The organism is Dysgonomonas sp. ZJ279 (assembly GCF_011039205.1).
In the GTDB taxonomy this organism is placed as follows: Bacteria; Bacteroidota; Bacteroidia; order Bacteroidales; family Dysgonomonadaceae; genus Dysgonomonas.
The window spans coordinates 102,522-120,019 of the sequence record NZ_JAAKEL010000005.1 but is presented as its reverse complement, the minus strand read 5'-3'; the positions used below and the strand labels follow the sequence as shown (position 1 = coordinate 120,019).

At 38.5% G+C, this 17,498-nt stretch carries 19 protein-coding genes; all 19 read right to left on the bottom strand.

From position 1 onward, the window contains the following. Positions 1 to 18: 18 nt before the first annotated feature. On the bottom strand, positions 19 to 435 hold the full coding sequence (locus tag G7Y57_RS08550; protein ID WP_165022350.1) for a hypothetical protein: 417 nt from the start codon (positions 433 to 435) through the stop codon (positions 19 to 21). Positions 436 to 1,337: 902 nt separating this feature from the next. Continuing rightward, positions 1,338 to 2,360: a hypothetical protein gene (locus G7Y57_RS08545; RefSeq protein ID WP_165022347.1), complete on the bottom strand. Its 1,023-nt coding sequence runs from the start codon at positions 2,358 to 2,360 to the stop codon at positions 1,338 to 1,340. Positions 2,361 to 2,363: 3 nt separating this feature from the next. Beyond that, positions 2,364 to 2,684 (bottom strand): type VI secretion system tube protein TssD, encoded by a 321-nt coding sequence (gene tssD, locus G7Y57_RS08540; RefSeq protein ID WP_255491385.1) that lies wholly within the window; start codon positions 2,682 to 2,684, stop codon positions 2,364 to 2,366. A 16-nt stretch (positions 2,685 to 2,700) separates the two neighbouring features. After that, the gene (locus G7Y57_RS08535; RefSeq protein WP_165022344.1) at positions 2,701 to 3,195 is read right to left on the bottom strand and encodes a hypothetical protein; all 495 of its coding nucleotides are present in this window, start codon (positions 3,193 to 3,195) and stop codon (positions 2,701 to 2,703) included. Further along, entirely contained in the window at positions 3,182 to 3,988 is an 807-nt protein-coding gene (locus G7Y57_RS08530; RefSeq protein ID WP_165022341.1) for a hypothetical protein, read from the bottom strand. The genes G7Y57_RS08535 and G7Y57_RS08530 overlap by 14 nt, the downstream gene beginning before the upstream one ends. Positions 3,989 to 3,991: 3 nt before the next feature. Next, a complete protein-coding gene (gene tssD / locus G7Y57_RS08525) occupies positions 3,992 to 4,432 on the bottom strand; it encodes a type VI secretion system tube protein TssD (RefSeq protein ID WP_165022338.1) in 441 nt (146 codons plus the stop codon). Between the two features lie 24 nt (positions 4,433 to 4,456). Beyond that, a complete protein-coding gene (gene tssD, locus G7Y57_RS08520) occupies positions 4,457 to 4,882 on the bottom strand; it encodes a type VI secretion system tube protein TssD (protein WP_165022335.1) in 426 nt (141 codons plus the stop codon). Between the two features lie 154 nt (positions 4,883 to 5,036). Beyond that, complete coding sequence (locus tag G7Y57_RS08515) at positions 5,037 to 5,612, bottom strand: DUF4468 domain-containing protein (RefSeq protein WP_165022331.1); 576 nt, start codon at positions 5,610 to 5,612, stop codon at positions 5,037 to 5,039. Positions 5,613 to 5,707: 95 nt separating this feature from the next. After that, positions 5,708 to 6,853: a hypothetical protein gene (locus tag G7Y57_RS08510; protein ID WP_165022328.1), complete on the bottom strand. Its 1,146-nt coding sequence runs from the start codon at positions 6,851 to 6,853 to the stop codon at positions 5,708 to 5,710. An 18-nt stretch (positions 6,854 to 6,871) separates the two neighbouring features. Further along, positions 6,872 to 7,849 (bottom strand): D-alanine--D-alanine ligase, encoded by a 978-nt coding sequence (locus tag G7Y57_RS08505; RefSeq protein WP_165022325.1) that lies wholly within the window; start codon positions 7,847 to 7,849, stop codon positions 6,872 to 6,874. Between the two features lie 29 nt (positions 7,850 to 7,878). Next, complete coding sequence (locus G7Y57_RS08500; RefSeq protein ID WP_165022322.1) at positions 7,879 to 8,958, bottom strand: RluA family pseudouridine synthase; 1,080 nt, start codon at positions 8,956 to 8,958, stop codon at positions 7,879 to 7,881. Continuing rightward, on the bottom strand, positions 8,958 to 9,593 hold the full coding sequence (locus G7Y57_RS08495) for a PASTA domain-containing protein (protein ID WP_165022319.1): 636 nt from the start codon (positions 9,591 to 9,593) through the stop codon (positions 8,958 to 8,960). The genes G7Y57_RS08500 and G7Y57_RS08495 overlap by 1 nt, the downstream gene beginning before the upstream one ends. Positions 9,594 to 10,275: 682 nt before the next feature. Further along, positions 10,276 to 10,965 (bottom strand): phosphatase PAP2 family protein, encoded by a 690-nt coding sequence (locus G7Y57_RS08490; protein WP_165022316.1) that lies wholly within the window; start codon positions 10,963 to 10,965, stop codon positions 10,276 to 10,278. 27 nt (positions 10,966 to 10,992) lie between these two features. After that, the gene (locus tag G7Y57_RS08485; RefSeq protein ID WP_165022313.1) at positions 10,993 to 11,754 is read right to left on the bottom strand and encodes a tetratricopeptide repeat protein; all 762 of its coding nucleotides are present in this window, start codon (positions 11,752 to 11,754) and stop codon (positions 10,993 to 10,995) included. An 87-nt stretch (positions 11,755 to 11,841) separates the two neighbouring features. Continuing rightward, positions 11,842 to 13,671 (bottom strand): BatD family protein, encoded by a 1,830-nt coding sequence (locus G7Y57_RS08480; protein WP_165022310.1) that lies wholly within the window; start codon positions 13,669 to 13,671, stop codon positions 11,842 to 11,844. Between the two features lie 235 nt (positions 13,672 to 13,906). Then, complete coding sequence (locus G7Y57_RS08475; protein ID WP_165022307.1) at positions 13,907 to 14,446, bottom strand: BatD family protein; 540 nt, start codon at positions 14,444 to 14,446, stop codon at positions 13,907 to 13,909. After that, the gene (locus G7Y57_RS08470) at positions 14,447 to 15,265 is read right to left on the bottom strand and encodes a tetratricopeptide repeat protein (protein ID WP_165022304.1); all 819 of its coding nucleotides are present in this window, start codon (positions 15,263 to 15,265) and stop codon (positions 14,447 to 14,449) included. It lies immediately after the preceding gene. A 14-nt stretch (positions 15,266 to 15,279) separates the two neighbouring features. Further along, on the bottom strand, positions 15,280 to 16,302 hold the full coding sequence (locus tag G7Y57_RS08465) for a vWA domain-containing protein (RefSeq protein ID WP_185153930.1): 1,023 nt from the start codon (positions 16,300 to 16,302) through the stop codon (positions 15,280 to 15,282). Positions 16,303 to 16,517: 215 nt separating this feature from the next. Beyond that, positions 16,518 to 17,495, bottom strand: coding sequence for a vWA domain-containing protein (locus G7Y57_RS08460; RefSeq protein WP_165022298.1), 978 nt, complete (start codon positions 17,493 to 17,495; stop codon positions 16,518 to 16,520). Between the last annotated feature and the right edge of the window lie 3 nt (positions 17,496 to 17,498).

The window sequence follows — 17,498 nt, the reverse complement described above, 5'->3', positions numbered from 1 at the left end:
GTAATTAGACTTCTTTTATTACCTATATAAACTCCAATCTATTTGGCTTAGCATATAAATAGCAAATCCAAAATTGCCCATTACTAATATAAGGAAAAGAATAACTAATACAGAACCGATTCTATTTTTCTTTTGAGGAAGCTGATCGAATTCTTTTATAATTTTCTTCCATTTTTTATTTTTATAGAATAAAAAATAATTCATTATAGCTGTTATTGCAAAAAAGATATAAATCTCGAAATTGCTATCTGATAAATGAGCATATCGATCAATAAATACTTGATAATAAATGAAAAAAGAAAATATAGTAAAAAATAATAAAATACTTATTGTTGACGCTGCCTTTACATCACTCCAAAATACAGGAAAACTCCATTTCTCAAATGATCTATAGAGTTTATAAAACAAATATTGGTATGCTTTTAATATTTTCATTTTCTTTATCTAAGACGCCCATATGGGTGCGGAACACAATATTTTTCATAATCTTCTAATACTTAAGAATGTTCATTTAAATATATAGATAAAACGAAGTTTCCATATATGAGAGCTATAAAAAAAATTACTAGTATTGAGCGAATTGTTTTTTTCTTTTTAGATAGTTTATCATACTTCTTCACAATTTGTCGCCATTGATTCTTATTATGAAATAACATGAAATCTAAGTAACCGGATAATACGCAAATTCCTATTCCAACAGGTAATAAAGCATTATCCATAATCGTTTTTAGCATTGAGCTTTTAAAAAATAATTCGCAATATAAAAATATACAACCATAAATGACGGCAACTGTCATATTTATAAATGCCGAAGTTTTCCATTCGCTCCAAAATCTTGGAAAACTCCAATTCTCTATAAATCTATATATGAAATAAAATAGATAATAATATGCGTATCTAAATGATTTCAACATATTTTAATCTTTACCAGTTTAAATATTCCTTAGCTCTGATAATATTAGATAAATAAATAGCCAAAGTGAAAGACACTGTTAAATAGAGAAAATAGAGAACATTCAGTATATGTTTTTCTTTATTGGTAATATCTTCAAACTCTTTAAATATAACTTTCATCCTTTTATTAGTTGCTAGATAGCAATGCATTGCACATATAATAGCAATGCATGTTAAAACAATAAATATTTTATAAAATAATGTTGTTTTAGGATATGGATAATGCATAACAATACAAATAATATTCTTTATTATTTCAATATTCGCTATTATGGGGAAAGATAATAATACTATTAATGCCTCTGTATTTTTCCGACCCATTGAAAGCATTAATTTATATGCTCTGTAAAATGCATAACGAAATAATTTCAACATAATATCATTTAATATTTAGGACCAGCATAGGGTCTGGTCCTGTTTCTCTCCATTTCATCTTTGCCATAACCTTCCCATCCACCGGGATAATATTGATCTATGCCAAAATATCCAACACTAAGAGTCAAGGCGACCCAGCCACTCACTAATGCACCAATAACCAACCCTGCTACTGTTACTCCCGAATTTGCAGCAACCTTCGCTCCACTAATTTCATTATTATCGTATGCTACATAGTCTAAATATCCACCTGCAAAAAGACTAAAATATCCTCCATATCTTATAAATCGCCCAGTTTGAGCATAAGGCTGTGCATGTTTAGTTAATTTAGATAGGGTAGATATTTCTCTAACTAATCCCTTAGATGTTATATACTTCCCTTGTCCGGCTAAAGTTGTCATCTTTGCGATAGACACACCTACTCCACCAATCATATTCAGTGATGGCAGGACACTAGACATAAGCATATTACGACCCTCTCCAGCTAAATATTCATCTCTTCTACTTTGCCAATCCCATTCCTGTTCTTTTATCTCCGATGCATACACCTTCCTCGAATCATATCCTGTGTGATAATCAAAATAATTGACTAGTTCATCTGAATATTTGATATCTAAAGGCATTTCGTCAGCCATAGATATGCTACCTTCTTCAATTCTCCTTTTTATTTTATTGTAGCTCCACTCATCCAGTTTGTTAGTCGATTGATCTGTATAATGTTTCTTAAAGAGTTCTTGTAACTTTTCTTCCGATTCTTTTTTCCGTGCTCCAAAATCAGGATCGAGAAAGGCCGGTAACACGATTGCTACTTTGGCACAATCAAGATACAAATCGGGCATTCCCCGTTTGGGTAATACTACGGGTAGGATATAAGCTCGGGTTTTGCCGGAACCTTTATTTCCCCACGGACCAATTGCTGTGCCTGCTCTCGACGTCCAATACACATAGCCCAGTCCATCTACCAATACATCTTGAGTAGCACCCAACTTACACCTGTGTTCGAATTCTGCTTGCGATATTCTTTCAGCCATATCTTAATCCCTCCATTTGTTATCGTGAGTGATACCGTTGAGTGAAACGGTTTCTGCTGCGATAACCATAGTAGTTTCAGTACCCGAATAAGCGTTTATCTTTCGTTTCAGATTAATACAGTTTGCATTGGTAAATACGACTTCGAGTACTGTACCTGCTGTTTCTGTCTTGAAAAGAATTTTACCATCTTTTCTTTTACTCTCACGCTTCGCCCAGTCATATAGATTTTCATGTATAGACTGAGTCATAGAAAGGAATATCTGTCCACCTGTTGTTTCATGTTGTGGTTGTCCTTTGTGATCAAGCTCTTGGGTAAATCGAATATTGAAATGCTCTATATCAATTTTTATTTTGTTCGTGATTCTTTCTCAAGTAAGTTCTTGCTTTATCAGATATAAAATATCCTATTAACATACCTAACAACACGAAAAATATGTAATATAAAACTTCATGTATTTCAACTTCAAATAAGGTGAGCATTAGGAGAAAAGAAAGATAAAAGAAAAATGAATTGTAAACTATCACGTATGAGTAATAGCTTAATTTGTATAGCATATTCGTTTTCATTTTTCTCTGTCTTATTACCTTTTGGTGCATCTCCATCTTCTCTGGAATTACAATCTTTTTAGGTTTTTCGGACTGGTTCTTTTTCTTTTTTTTATAGATTATAATTTCTAATACGATTATGGACATAAGTGCTATAGCAACCCCAATAGTACAGTAAATCTTAAATGAGTATGGGATATACTGATATAAAAATACTCTGATAATTAGGAATAAAGCAATTAAATAATAAATTGTATTTAAAATTAATCTGAGTTTATTTTTTTCCATTTTCTAATGACTCTTTTAGCTTCTCTTTTTTTTCTTCGAGACTTTTTATTTTGTTTTTATCAACGACTTCTTCTTCCGGATAGAATATGCTTTTTAGAATAAATGCTCCTGCAGTAATTCCTATCACTATCTTCGTGCCCAAAGATATTTCATTGAAAGGTCTTTTGGGATCAAATCCACCATCAGGAGGAGGATTTGATATATTATTATTTAGCATCGTTTTGTGTCCAATCCCTTGCAATCGTGCAAACTCTTCGGCTTCCCTTTCTCTTTTTTGTTGATTGTTCCAAGCTTCTCTGGATGTCCCTGTAGCTTGATTTAGAAATAAGTCTTTCCATGTGAAATATTCTTCTCGCCCAATGATGTAAGTTGCCATTCCCATTGCCAACATAAACATTTTTGTATCATGAGACCATCTTTGTAAATCTTGAGATGTTATTCTAGGTGCCTCATAGCCAGCTGTACCTCCAACAGGGAATATTGGCAGTGCAGGTGGCGGAAGCGGAATAACTGTTGCTGTTTGTACTTTACTATAATCACTCAGAATCTCATATTTACCTGTTTTTACATCTTTTTCGACAATAGGTGTAATTTCAGCAATATGTGTTTCAGAGTAATAAGTTAACCCTTTGCGGTTATATACAGGATTTATGATTAAAGATGTTGGAACGGAATCTTTATTTATAGAAGTTCTCCAAGTAACAAAGCCTAAATTTGCAATAACACCAGTAGGCCTACCGCCTGATTTAACAGATGTAAAAAATTGCTCTCTACTCATTATTGGTTCTGGCATACTTTACTCCCTCCATTTATTTTCATGAGTAATCCCATTCATTGATACCTTTTCAGGAGCTATAACTAAAGATGTCTTTGTCCCTGAAAAAGAATCAATTGATCGAGTAAGCCTTATACAATTTGCATTAGTAAAAACAACTTCGAGTACAGTACCCGCTGTTTCTGTTCGGAAAAGAACTTTACCGTTTTTTCTCTTATTTTCTCTTTTTGCCCAATCGTATAAATTATAATCTGCTCCTTGTGTAATATTAATATGTATTATTCCACCTTTTGTTTCACTTTGTGGCTGTCCCTTATGATCCACAGGCTGACGAAAAGACACATTAAAATGCTCTATTTCATACTCTTTTCCGTCCAAAGAAAAAAATGCATTTACATGCGAATCTACAAACGGGAACATATTTTTTATTGCCGATACGGCTGCTGACGGATTAATTTTCATGCTTTGTAATATTTTGTGTTATTGTTATTTTACCCACTCGTTGTCGAAGTCTAACCCGTTATCAAGAAGCAGACTCTCTGCCTGTACCTCTATTTTTGTAGTCATATAAGACTCTCCTCGTTGAGTGTAGTCAACGTCTAAACTAATACAGGCGGCATTTTCGAACCAGATTTTCTCTACTGGTTCATCATGGTCATTGAGCAATACAATAGCGCCTTTCAAATACTTGCGTGAGTTCAGAGCCCATTCTATGATGGGTTTGGGTGGGAGCATGGGTAATGTTAAGGACAATGTCCCTCCAAACACTTGTGTAGAGGCTTTGCCTGTGTCATCTATTCCTTGCTGAAATGAGAATTCGCAGTTAGCCAATTCATAACCGCCATCAAGGAGAGAAAGAATGTCTGTTCCTAAGACATCCCCTAGTTTTAAGTAACTTTTGTGTGTAAACATAAATAAGGTTTTAATAAAAATATTCGGTTAAGTTAATATTTTTATTAAAACCCCACAAATTACAAATAAAACAATTTAGTATGAAATACTTTCGTGTAATAAAAATCAATACAATTGATCTAATAATAAATTCTCAAAAGCATAATACATGACATTAATATCCAAATTTACTTTCTAAATCCTGTGATAATTCATTAAGAAAATAGAATGTACTTTTTCTGGTATTTTGTTTAAATTCGAGATGACCGCCTATTTCTTCGAGCTGCTTATCAGTTATAAAGTCCTCGGCACGAATAAGCCTTGGAAAAGGCTGCTTGTCACTTTTTGTATTTTCGTAAAGATAAATTATATCGGTTACCTCAAGTACACATTTTCCTTGAAACAAGAATGCATTTATCCTGTATCTCATGATCATTTTCTCACGTACCCCCTTCGTATCGATAGGAAGCACCAATTCCACTCTCGATTTGGCAATAATCTCACGGTTCCTGTTGTCGTATCTCACACTCGATCTGAAAGGGTCCTTGTCGTAGTTGACCTTAGCCCATTCTCTCAGTATTTGATAGTTATCTCTTTCGGACGTACCTTCTTTAAGCTGTATTTCCTTTAGAAACACAACCTTTCCTTCGACCTCCGACACTTCCATGAATTTTTCGCCTTGCTTCACAACTTGTGCAAAGCTCATAGAGCAAAACATGAAGCATACAATAGTTAGTAAGTATCTATTCATTAGGTTGAGTTTTTTAAGGTCGCTGACCCTATGTTATTACAAATATAAGAAATATTTTACAAAACGCTCCGAATAGATTCCCTTTGTATGCTAGCTTATGCTCTTGCTATCAAGTGATTTTTAAGTATATTCGAATACATTTCGAGGAGTTTAGACCATAAATAATCTATATCCTTATTCTCTATATCGATCTTTTCTATTTGCTTGTGAAGATAGTTTTTAAACTTATCCACATCTTCGCCCGTATATTTATCGGCAAATCGTTGCTCGTTATGCAACAGATCGTGAGCGATATAATTGCCTGCAAATATCTCGTAATTTCTATGTATTTCCTTATCGATTATATTAGCTATGATTTCGACCTGCACACGTTTGTCAGGCTCGGTAATCTTATCTATTTCGGCATTGATACATGTACCAAACCGGAATATAACATTTCCTTTCTGACCTAAGATTCCTATTTCCATATTCAAAAGGTCGTCACGCTGACTTTTCTTAAATTCGGGATTATCCCTTTTCAGTTGAAACTCCTTTGCCTTCAAATAATCGCAAGGATCATATTCGTAAGATATAGCTATCGGTATAATGTTAAGTTCTCTTATGCTATCGATAAACGGTGTTTTTTCGGGACTCAATGCCAACATTTTCAGCAAGCTGATCTGTGTTCTGTCGTTCGAGTCTTTTGCACGTCCTTCACGTTGTGCCAACCATACCGATTCACCTTTGGTAGTGATACAGTAGTGAATATAATCAGACATGTGCTTAGAAGCCGTCAACTGTTCGCGAACACCTAAGCCGCGTCTTACAATAAAACTTTTATTAAGGCGAACCAGCTTTTCTATCCATGAATGTATCAGCAGATTATCGCCAATAGCTATCTCGGTAGTATCTAAATTCTGTTCGCATCGAAGTATATTCAGAAACCCTGCATCGAGAACGATATCACGGTGATTGGATATAAACAAATGTTCTACACTTCCATCTATATTGTCCCAGCATTCACCTTTAAGCAAAGTTGTCGATTTACGAGCCAACATCCATACAGTATTGTATATCATGTCGAACTGAAAATCGTGTTTCGTATTGTAGCTCGACATGGCAGCAGAGAAGCCCTCCCAGTCAATATCGGGCATAATGTATCTTACGGCATGTTGGAAGCCGGGATCTACTAATATATCCTGTATTGCTTGTCTAACCTCATCATCGGCCAGAGGCGCTATGTCATCAAACTCTTTATTCATGGTATATTAACTAAAGTGTCAATTAAATTCGTTTTCTATTATTTCTGTTAAGACATCCGTAATATTTAAACCTGCTGCAGCTACCTGCTGTGGTATAAAACTTGTGGCTGTCATACCTGGAGTCGTGTTAACTTCCAGTAGGTATGGTATATTGTCTGATATTATATAATCGGTTCTGGCAATGCCCTTTGCTCCTACCAGATCGTATACTTTGAGTGTCAATGCCTGAATCAGATTTGTCATTTCATCCGAAATGCGGGCAGGAGTAATCTCTTCAACTTGCCCCTCGTATTTGGCATCATAATCAAAAAACTCGTTTGTTGTCACTACCTCCGTAATGGGAAAAACAACTTCTTTGTCTTTTACTTTATAACAACCGCAGGTCACTTCTGTTCCCTTTATAAAGCTCTCGATTATAACCTCATTTGCTTCTTTGAATGCTATGTCGATAGCATTTTTCAGTTCTTCTTTAACCTTTACTTTCGTAGTTGCAAAGCTCGATCCGCCGATACTTGGCTTCACAAACACAGGCAAACCCAATCGGACAACGATAGCTTCTGTATCATAGCTTTGTCTTTCGCTTAAATGAACCGAATCGGCAACCACTAATCCAAAGTTTTTCAGATAATTATTGCAGATGTATTTATTGAAAGTGAGCGCCGCAGCCATCATTCCTGCAGATGAATAAGGTATTTGCAGCATATCGAAATATCCCTGCAAACGGCCATCCTCTCCCGGAGTGCCATGTATTGTTATATAAGCAAAGTCGAAAGGTACTTTTTTATTCTGTCTTTTGTCTACAAAACTAAAATCATTTTTGTCCACAAGGCATTTTTCACCATCTATATCGACAGTCCAGCCCTTGCGTGTTATCTCAACTTTGTAAACATTGTATTTTTCTTTATCTAAGAAAGAATAGATGCCGGCCATGCTTTTTGCCGACACGATTGCTTCTGAGGAATAGCCCCCCCACACTATAGCAACGTTCTTTTTCATATAACTTACTGACTATATTTTAGTTTTTATTAGATATCACGACTCGATATGTATCCGCGCCACTTTTCGAGCAACAGGTGCATATCGGCAGGAACAGGTGCTTCGAACATAAGTTCTTCGCCGGTAGTCGGCTGCACAAAGCCCAGTGTTTGTGCATGCAGTGCCTGACGTGGGCACAGAGTGAAGCAATTTTGTACAAACTGCTTGTATTTCGAAAAATTGGTTCCTTTCAGTACTTCATTTCCACCATAGCGGGCATCATTGAAGAGTGTATGACCAATCTGCTTCATATGCACACGTATCTGATGAGTACGCCCTGTTTCCAATCGGCACTGCACGAGGGTTACATAGCCCAATCGCTCCAATACTTTGTAGTGAGTAACGGCAGGTTTGCCATGCTCTCCATCTTCGAAAACAGTCATTTGCAGGCGGTCTTTAGGATGACGACCGATATTGCCTTCTATACGTCCCTCATCTTCAACAACATTCCCCCACACAAGTGCAAGGTATTGTCTTTTAGTTGTCTTATTGAAAAATTGAGCCGACAGATTAGCCTTTGCATTCGGATTCTTAGCGGCTACTATAAGCCCCGATGTATCTTTGTCTATACGATGCACAACGCCCAGACGAGGGTCTTTAGCATCGTATTCGGGTGTATCTTTCAAACGCCATGCGATAGCATTTACCATTGTTCCCTGATAGTTACCAAAGCCGGGATGCACAACCAAACCCGGAGGTTTATTGATCACCATTACGTCTTTGTCTTCGTACACTACATCCAGTGGAATATCTTCGGGCAGAATCTCCAGCACACGGGGCGGGCGATCCATAACCAGCGAAATGATATCGTTTGGTTTTATTTTGTAATTCGATTTTACAGGCACGTCGTTTACCAATATACAATTGGCTTCGGCGGCTTGTTGTATTCTGTTACGAGAAACATTTACAATGTGCATAGATAAATATTTATCCACACGCATCGCACCCTGCCCTTTATCGGCTACAAACCGATAGTGTTCATGCATTTCGGGACTTTGTTCTTCAGCTAGTTCCTCGATAAGATCTTCTTCCAAAAAATCTTCTATTTCATCAAATGAATCTTCTATCATTACTTAAAAAAAGATTTTTCTATAGTGTTGTTGTTAGTCGCAGGATTTTCCTGTTCTAAGCTATCGACGCCTGTGTCTTCACCGCCACCACCTACTGCCATTCTGAGTGTAGAGCCTTTAGGTATTTTCTGTCCGGCTGTCAGTTGTTGTCCTTTATACGAAAGGGACATAACCAGACCGACATAGGCTGATGGTACATGGTCGATAATAATATTGTTAAAACCGAGCGAGTTCAATTGCGCTTCGGCCTGACGTTGCGAGTAGTCTCTAAGTTCGGGTATTGCCACCATCTGTACAGATTTGGCTTGTACAATAAGGAAAACCGTACGCCCTCTTTTTACGTTTGCCATCTCTTTCGGCACCTGATCTATAATAGCACCCGGTACACCTCCTGCCAGAAAAACCGAATCGATTATTTCATATTTCAGATCCGAAGCCCGCAATATGCTTGCAGCTTCGTCTACTTGCAGTCCTTTGATTGTCGGCACTGCAATTGTCTCGTTGTGTTTGGTATAATAACTAAGTGCTACAAGAATTATGGTTATCAATACAACCAATACAAGAGCCATCAGAAGTAGATTCTTAACGTAAACGTTTGATAGAATTTTAAGTAGAATGCTTTTTTTCTTTTCCATGCGCTTTATTCAATACGAATATAAATGCAAAAATATTAAAAAAAGCGTTTAACTCCCTTATTTATCCTACATATTTAAGTTATTATATGATAAAGGGATTAATAGCAGAGGAATAGCAATATTTTCTTACCGAAAGGTCAAAAATAAGTAACTGCCAGATAAATATAGGTAATGTTAATCAGCCGTTATATTTATTCTTTTTCTTTCAACTTTTTCTCTGTTCATTTTGGCATTGCCCAAAACGAACCAAAAGGCTAGCACTGGTTGCTCGCCTATGCGAATCGACTTATTGCCTAAACCAAATACACTCTCCCTCTGGTCGACATTTGGTTTTTAACGGCAATTTCACCGTTCGCATAACGGCTGCACAACCTAGGTGCAGATGCTGACGCACGTCTAGCGCCTGTCTCGTTCACATTGCGACTCCGGCATCCGTCACGCAGGCGGGGTTACCCACTCGGTGCAGCCATTGTAGAAAGGGATTGGGCGATAGCCCATTTGTCCCTTTCAAACGGCAAACCGTTAGTGGGTCGCCGAGGGATGAAGCCTTGATTTTTTGTTTCGTTTTGCATCAAGGCAAAATGAAAAACAAGCCCATAGGCGCGTTAGTTGAAAGAAAAAGAATAAATATAACGATTGATTTGCACAAGTAGCTAAAGAAACTAATCAGCACATCACCTCATTAACCATTAGCAAAAACGCTATAAACAGATATATATACAACTGTAAGGAAAATAGTAGCCATGAGAATTCTGGCTCTATTGTGGGAAAGAACGGGAACACAAAGTTCTTCTTTAGGCACTTTAAGAATATAATGGCGTGCCGACAAATAGATGAAGTGGCAAAAGAAACCCGCCAAAACACCAAGTACAATTCCGCCAAGTATATCGGTTATAAAATGAACACCGAGGTAGATACGTGAGTAACAGGTTATAGATGCCCACACAATAGCAAAAATTGTATAAGGGCGGTATTTGAACAATAAAGATGTAAAGGTAACTATGCCGAAACCATTGGCAGCATGCGATGAAATAAAGCCCAAACGCCCTCCGCGATAGCCACGAACGATACTTACCAAATCTTTAAAGTCGGGATGATGTGTGGGTCGGTAACGCTCGAAAAAAGGTTTGATTAAGCTTGAAGATATCTGATCACACAATACACCAACCAATGCACCGCACAGAATGAGAACCAGTGCCTCTTTCCATTTTATTTTATATATATATACTATGAGAACAACAATTACGAGAGGTAGCCAAACAATTTTGCCACTGTAAAGTTCCATGAAATTGTCCCAGTACGGGGAATGATGTTCGTTCAACCACAAAAAGTAGTTTCTCTCTATTGGCAGTAGCTTCTCGACTAAGCTCATCCGTTTTTCATAATATTAGTTATCGTTCTAAATTATTTCTATTTTCTCGCGCTGAATCCAACCGATACTACCGTTGTCTATTTCTATTTCGAGCCAGCTACGGTCTTCTTTTGTTATCGTCACCTTTGTTCCTGCATGCAGGATAAACAGTTCTTTACTGTTTATATCGGGCGAACTGACTACCGAAGCCGAGCCTGCCATAATGATAGCTGTGTCGCGGTTTTCTATCCGTCGTTTCTGATTGAACGAGAATATGTTGGCAAATATAGTAAATAGAATTAAAATTATACCTGCATAAAATGATCCTTTCTTCACTACAATAAGTTTAGTAAAGAAAAACAGAGCTAAACATAAAATGAAAAGGACAAAGGATACAATGCCGAATGTAGCCCAGCGATTAGAACTAAGCAGATTCTGAACGGCTGTAAACCACGTGCTGAGAAAGAATGTGTCAGCCACCAATATTTTGTCCTCTATTTTGGTAGAAACATAATCTATATTATGGCGAATATCTCTGTCGCCCGGATCGAGCAACAATGCTTTTTCGTAGTACAACCGTGCTTTAGCTACTTCGTTGATTCGGAAATAAGCATTGCCAAGATTGTAATAAAGGTCTGCCGATTCGCGTCCCTGTTCTTTTTCTGTCAACATTTCTTTTTCAAGAAGTTCGATTGTTTGGCGGTAGTCGCCGTTATCATAGGTTTCCCGTGCCTGCTCGGCTACCGATTGGGCACTTACAGCCCAAGATATAGCAGACAGAAGTAAAAATGATAATATGATTCGTTTCATAGACTTGTATGAATAATTGTAATTAAATATAAATTAAGCCTCCCCAACCCCTCCAAGAGAGGGGCTCGTACCTCCCCTTAGGAGAGGTTAGGAGGGGCGTTTCGTACTTTCCATCTTACCGATAGCATCTACTGTTTCGGCATAGAGATTGTCCATTGCCTTATCTGATTCTGCCGGAGCATAGCGCGCAAATTCGCAGGTATCGAGTATCGATATATATTGGCTCACCAGATTTTCGTCTGCTCCATATCTCAACAACTCAAATTCGATATTCTCGCGGCTAAGATCAGCCACAGGAATTGTCAGTTTATCGCTCAGATATCCCCACACGGCACGCAGTACTTCTTCGTAGAAACCATCTTTATTGTGAGTAGCAAGATATTTCTTAGCCAGTTTGAGACGCTTGGTCGCCACCTTATTTGCCTTCTTGGTACGCATCATCGCTATATCCGAATTCGCTTTTATTTGCTTGCGGTATACGATAAGGAATGTAGAGAACAGCACTACGGGAATTATGTACCACAACAGATAGGCTACCGTATCGACAGTAAAGTCGTTAGGGTTGGAAAAAGACATTTCGCCTGTTTTCAGATAACGGATATCTTGTTCTACTTCCACTTCGCGCTGATTCATATAACTCGTTGCAGAGTTGTTCTTTCCGGCATTGGGGTCTTTCTCTACTTCGAGATCATAAGCAGGAGATGAAAGAGTTTTATACGATTTACTATCGGTATCGTAATACGAAAATTCGATAGGAGGAATAGTAAATTTACCCGGATAACGTGGAATAAAGAGGTATTCTATCGATTTGGTTCCCGACAAACCTTTCTCTGTTATTTTGAAATCGTTGTTTATCTTAGGATCGTAAGTCTCGAAGTCTTTAGGGAAAGCGATCTCCGGTGTTTTGATCAGTTTCAGGTTACCTGTACCTACTATATCAAGTTTAATAGTTACAGCATCATTCGCTTTTATCTTTTGAGCCGAGATAGTCGGTTTCAGTGCGAAAGTTCCTAAGCCACCCGAGAAGTTGGCCGGTTTACCTGCCGGTAGTGGGGATATATCTACTGTCACAGGTGTTGTTTTCAACACCTTACGAGTCTCGGTCATTACATCCTGAGGGCCAAAGAATGTATCGACACGCTGTCCCGAACTTACCTCGAATACGATCTCCATTGCTCCCGAAGGAATAGTTATCTTACCCGAACGTTGCGGAAACAACAGTGTTTTTTTCACATCGATAGTCATATAGTTACGTCCGTTGTAATGCTCCATTATCCATTGACGATTGGCAGGAAGATCGAACTCTTCTGTCATAAAACCTTCAAACTCGGGAAACTCAATCTTACCTACACTTCTGATATTCAAAGTCGTGTAAAACTTGAAAGTAACCATTACGGCTTCCTGTTCGTTTACCTTGGTTTTGGAGAAAATAGCACGAACAAAAGCATCTTTAGGATTAACTTCTCCTACCGACGATGATGTTATTGCCTGCGGCTGCTGACCGGGTCGTGTAGGTTGGGCGTTTTTATCGACAGGCAGTACCCTTATTTGTTTCGTATTCGACGTGTAGTTACTGCCACCTACCTTGATAGATGCAGCAGGAAGCGTAAACGTTCCTTCCTCTTTTGCCATTACAACATAGGTATAGGTAACATTGCTTTCGGATGTTACTTTACCGTTGATATTGGATGAGCTATACACCTGCGATATGGATGGGCCGAACAAGACATCGAAGCCTTTAATATTTTCGGGAACATCTATATCTTTACCCGAACCGCCTTTAAGTATATATTGCAACTGGAACTGTGCTCCCTTTACTACCGAAGCTGGAGCATTGATAACAAAACTCACATCCTGTGCGTGTATCTTGGTTATGCCTATGAGCAGTAATATTAATAAAAACCAATATTTCCTCATCGTTTAAATTTCACTTTTTAAAGGTCTGTGACCTTTTATTTCTTAGGTTAATAATATAATCATCAATGTTTATTCAAAAAACCGAATAAGTTTACTCTCGCTGTCATACTGAACGGTAGTAAAGCATCTCACAATCGAGATCTTTAGTTCTTCCGGACGACAATATAATACGAAAAACAAAAAGCATAGACCACTTCGTTGTATTAAATCAGCAAGACGCGCAAAGTTAATAATTTTATAGTGCTATCATATCATGTACATTTATGATTACAGGATCGATAGTCAATGTTTCCAGTTTTCGTTCAGCTTCGTCGTATATTTCGCCCCATGCATTGCGTATCTTACGGCCTGTAGGGATTGCGTACTCAAGTGTTATTTCCCCTTCGGGAATAGTTTTTTCTCCTATCGACCGAGGTTGCAATACTAATGTGCGAAGATCTATCACCCTATATTTAATGTTGTTTATCTTTTCTTCTTCCACTTTCTGACGCGACGGAGTCATATTCGCAGTATAAAAATCGCGTATATATGGAAAATCTACCTCAACTACTCTATTTATATCCACGGTGGTGTATAAACGGTAAGTAATGGTCAATGTATCTGAAAGATGAACACTCGATTTAGATACTACCGTTTTTATAAATGCATCGATCTCTACAGCAGACTTTTTTTGCTGCTTTCTCTCTTGCTTTTGCTGAGCAAAACTCAATGCAAAACACTGTAAGAGTAAAATTGCAAGAAAGCACGATCTCCGTATATCTCCTGTATGCACCATTTACCAGTCTTTATTCTGTCTTCTGTTATTTTCGTTTTGTTTCTTACGGTCTTGAGCTTTCGTTTGTTTCACGCGCTCTTGAGTTTCTTTCTCATCTTGTTCTATCGCTTGCAGTATCTGCTGGATATTATCCTGCGACATTTGATTTTCTTTTTGTTCCTGATCTTTATTCTGGTCAGGCTTTTGGTCTTTATTTTGATCCTTATTCTGATCTTGGTTCTGATCCTTATTTTGGTCTTTATCTTTGTCCTTATCCTGATCTTTATTTTGCTGCTGATCGTCTTTGCCGCCACCGCCGCCTTCTTCTTCCTTATCTTTGATCATTTTCTGAACCACAGCAAGGTTATAGCGGGTTTCCTCATCTTTGGGATTGAGGCGAAGTGCATTTTTGTAGGCTTCCATCGACAACTTGAGGTTATCGGGTCCTTGTTTTTGCTGCGCTCCCGGCATCTGACCCGGCATAACAGGCTGCTGACCTTCTTTCTCGTTCGCTTTTTTCTTAAGATACGTATTACCGACATTGCTCCATGCTGAACTCATTTTAGTAGGATCTTCGTTTTCGAGCGTCAGATAATGCTGATATTCGGCGAGGGCATCATCCCATTTTTGCTGTTTGTAATACGAGTTAGCCAAGTTGAAAGATGCTTCTTTCGAACTGGGATTTACTTTTATCGCCTTATCGTATTCAGCTTCGGCCGTACCGTAAAGCTGATCTTTATAAGCCTTGTTTCCTGCACGTACAGCTTTTCGCTCTTCTTTTTGGGCAAAGAGAGTAACTGTAAGGGATATAAATAATAGTATAAATATACTTCGTTTCATAATCATCTGCTATCTTACTTAAAGAGTCTGATATTTCTAAACAATCTGTTTTTCTTATCGAATACACATATTTCTAACAATAAAAGGATAAACATTCCCCATGCAAATATCTGGAATTTTTCGTCATACTCCGAGTATGCTACTCCGTCTATATCTTTTTTCTGTAATTTTTCCAATTCGGCCTGAAGGCTTTTCAGTGCGTTGTTCGAGTTGTCGGCATGCACATAAAGTCCCTTACCGGCTTTAGCTATGCTCTTACACATTTCTTCGTTTAGTCTGGTCATTACAACCTGTCCCGTATTATCGCGTTTCTGATTGCTCGACCCTTCTGCCACAGGAATAGGGGCACCTTCGAGTGAGCCGATACCCACCACATTTACATGAACTCCTGCATCAGCAGCTCTGGCAGCAGCCTCTTCGGCATTGCCTTCGTGGCTTTCACCGTCGGTAATCAATACGATTGCTTTATCTATATCCTGCTCGTTAGAGAAGCAGCTCATACTTATATCTATGGCGCTACCGATCACAGTTCCCTGTACGGGCACAATGCTCGGGTCGATAGTTTCGAGGAATATTTTTGCAGACTGGTTATCAGCAGTCATCGGCAACTGGATAAATGCTTCTCCTGCAAATACAACTATGGCTACCTTATCGTCCTTCCGTTCGTCTATGATACGTGTAAGGATCTGCTTCGCTTTGGCTAAACGATTGGGTTTGATATCCTCAGCCATCATCGAATTAGATACGTCGATAGCGATAACGAGTTCGATACCTTTTTTGTCAACTTTCTCTACTTTTGTTCCGAACTGCGGACGTGCCAGAATTACTATTCCGAAACCGATAGCAACCAGCACCAGCCAGAATTTAAGGTACGAACGTTTGAGCGACAGCTCGGGCATCATACGCTTTACCAGCCTCAGATCGCCAATCTTCTGTACATCTTTACGCTTCATTATATTCAGTAATATGAAGCCTATAATGAATACAGGTATCAGGATAAATAAATATAGAAATTCGGGGTTTGCAAACTTAAACATGTGCATATTTTATATCTATTGGCCCCTCCTAGCCTCCCCTAAAGAGAGGAATCAGAGAGAGTTTTTATTAAGCCCCTCCTAGCCTCCCCCAAGGGGAGGGATCAGAGAGAGTATCTGTTTTATATTTATAATTTTTCATCATCCATTTACTTTTCTATACCATTTCGTGGCTTCGCTAATTCCTCGCCTTGGGGGAGGCTAGGAGGGCTCGAGCTTTATGGTATACTTCTCAACAATGTACGGCGAAGAATCAACTCGAATCCTACCAAGCATAAAGCCAGCAGAGCAAACGGTATATACAATTCTTTTCGCTTAGTCACAGTATTGACACTTATATGATATTTTTCCATACTATCGATCTGATCGTATATCGCTTTCAGACTTGTATTGTCGGTAGCACGATAATATTCTCCACCTGTGATGGAAGCTATTTCCGTCAACACACGCTCATCGATATCAGCATCTATACGATATTGCTGTCCGGTACGGGGATCGGTCACCATCGACGAACCACGCGAGCCTATACCGATAGTATATACACGTATGCCGTACGATGCTGCAAGATCGGCTGCCGTCATGGGTGCTATCTGTCCTGCATTGTTAGATCCATCGGTAAGAAGTATTACGACACGCGATTTAGATTTACTGTCTTTCAATCGGTTTACCGCATTGGCCAGACCAAGACCGATAGCTGTTCCGTCTTCTATCATTCCATACTTTACCTCGTTGAGCAGATTCAATAATATGCGGTGATCAGTCGTTAAGGGGCATTGAGTGAAACTCTCGCCTGCAAAAACAACCAATCCTATCTTATCATTCTTACGGTCGTTAATAAATTCGGCCGCTACTTTCTTTGCTGCTTCGAGACGATTGGGCGAAAAATCTTGTGCCATCATCGTTCCCGATACATCGAGCGCCATCACAATATCGATACCTTCCGAATTGGATATATCGGAAGAGTTGACGCTTTGAGGGCGTGCCAACACAATCACTATCAGCCCAAGAGCTATTACCCGCAACAAAAACGGGAAATGGCGCAGATATACTCTGACTGTCGGCTTTATGTTTTTGAGAGGCAAGGTCGACGACATTTTGAATGTTGCCTGTACTTTTCTCAATTTGACAATATACCATACAATTAGCGGTATAAGCAGAAAGAGTAACAGTAAATATTTAGGGTTTGCAAATTCCATTTC

Bases quoted from the DNA above. Each gene is read 5' to 3' on its own strand.
- tssD (WP_165022338.1), bottom strand. From the start codon at position 4,432: ATGAAAATTAATCCGTCAGCAGCCGTATCGGCAATAAAAAATATGTTC.
- G7Y57_RS08490 (WP_165022316.1), bottom strand. From the start codon at position 10,965: ATGAGCTTAGTCGAGAAGCTACTGCCAATAGAGAGAAACTACTTTTTG.
- G7Y57_RS08480 (WP_165022310.1), bottom strand. From the start codon at position 13,671: ATGAGGAAATATTGGTTTTTATTAATATTACTGCTCATAGGCATAACC.
- G7Y57_RS08485 (WP_165022313.1), bottom strand. From the start codon at position 11,754: ATGAAACGAATCATATTATCATTTTTACTTCTGTCTGCTATATCTTGG.
- G7Y57_RS08505 (WP_165022325.1), bottom strand. From the start codon at position 7,849: ATGAAAAAGAACGTTGCTATAGTGTGGGGGGGCTATTCCTCAGAAGCA.
- G7Y57_RS08500 (WP_165022322.1), bottom strand. From the start codon at position 8,958: ATGATAGAAGATTCATTTGATGAAATAGAAGATTTTTTGGAAGAAGAT.
- G7Y57_RS08535 (WP_165022344.1), bottom strand. From the start codon at position 3,195: ATGGAAAAAAATAAACTCAGATTAATTTTAAATACAATTTATTATTTA.
- G7Y57_RS08460 (WP_165022298.1), bottom strand. From the start codon at position 17,495: ATGGAATTTGCAAACCCTAAATATTTACTGTTACTCTTTCTGCTTATA.
- G7Y57_RS08550 (WP_165022350.1), bottom strand. From the start codon at position 435: ATGAAAATATTAAAAGCATACCAATATTTGTTTTATAAACTCTATAGA.
- G7Y57_RS08515 (WP_165022331.1), bottom strand. From the start codon at position 5,612: ATGAATAGATACTTACTAACTATTGTATGCTTCATGTTTTGCTCTATG.
- G7Y57_RS08510 (WP_165022328.1), bottom strand. From the start codon at position 6,853: ATGAATAAAGAGTTTGATGACATAGCGCCTCTGGCCGATGATGAGGTT.
- G7Y57_RS08545 (WP_165022347.1), bottom strand. From the start codon at position 2,360: ATGGCTGAAAGAATATCGCAAGCAGAATTCGAACACAGGTGTAAGTTG.
- tssD (WP_165022335.1), bottom strand. From the start codon at position 4,882: ATGTTTACACACAAAAGTTACTTAAAACTAGGGGATGTCTTAGGAACA.
- G7Y57_RS08495 (WP_165022319.1), bottom strand. From the start codon at position 9,593: ATGGAAAAGAAAAAAAGCATTCTACTTAAAATTCTATCAAACGTTTAC.
- G7Y57_RS08465 (WP_185153930.1), bottom strand. From the start codon at position 16,302: ATGTTTAAGTTTGCAAACCCCGAATTTCTATATTTATTTATCCTGATA.
- G7Y57_RS08475 (WP_165022307.1), bottom strand. From the start codon at position 14,446: ATGGTGCATACAGGAGATATACGGAGATCGTGCTTTCTTGCAATTTTA.
- G7Y57_RS08470 (WP_165022304.1), bottom strand. From the start codon at position 15,265: ATGAAACGAAGTATATTTATACTATTATTTATATCCCTTACAGTTACT.
- G7Y57_RS08530 (WP_165022341.1), bottom strand. From the start codon at position 3,988: ATGCCAGAACCAATAATGAGTAGAGAGCAATTTTTTACATCTGTTAAA.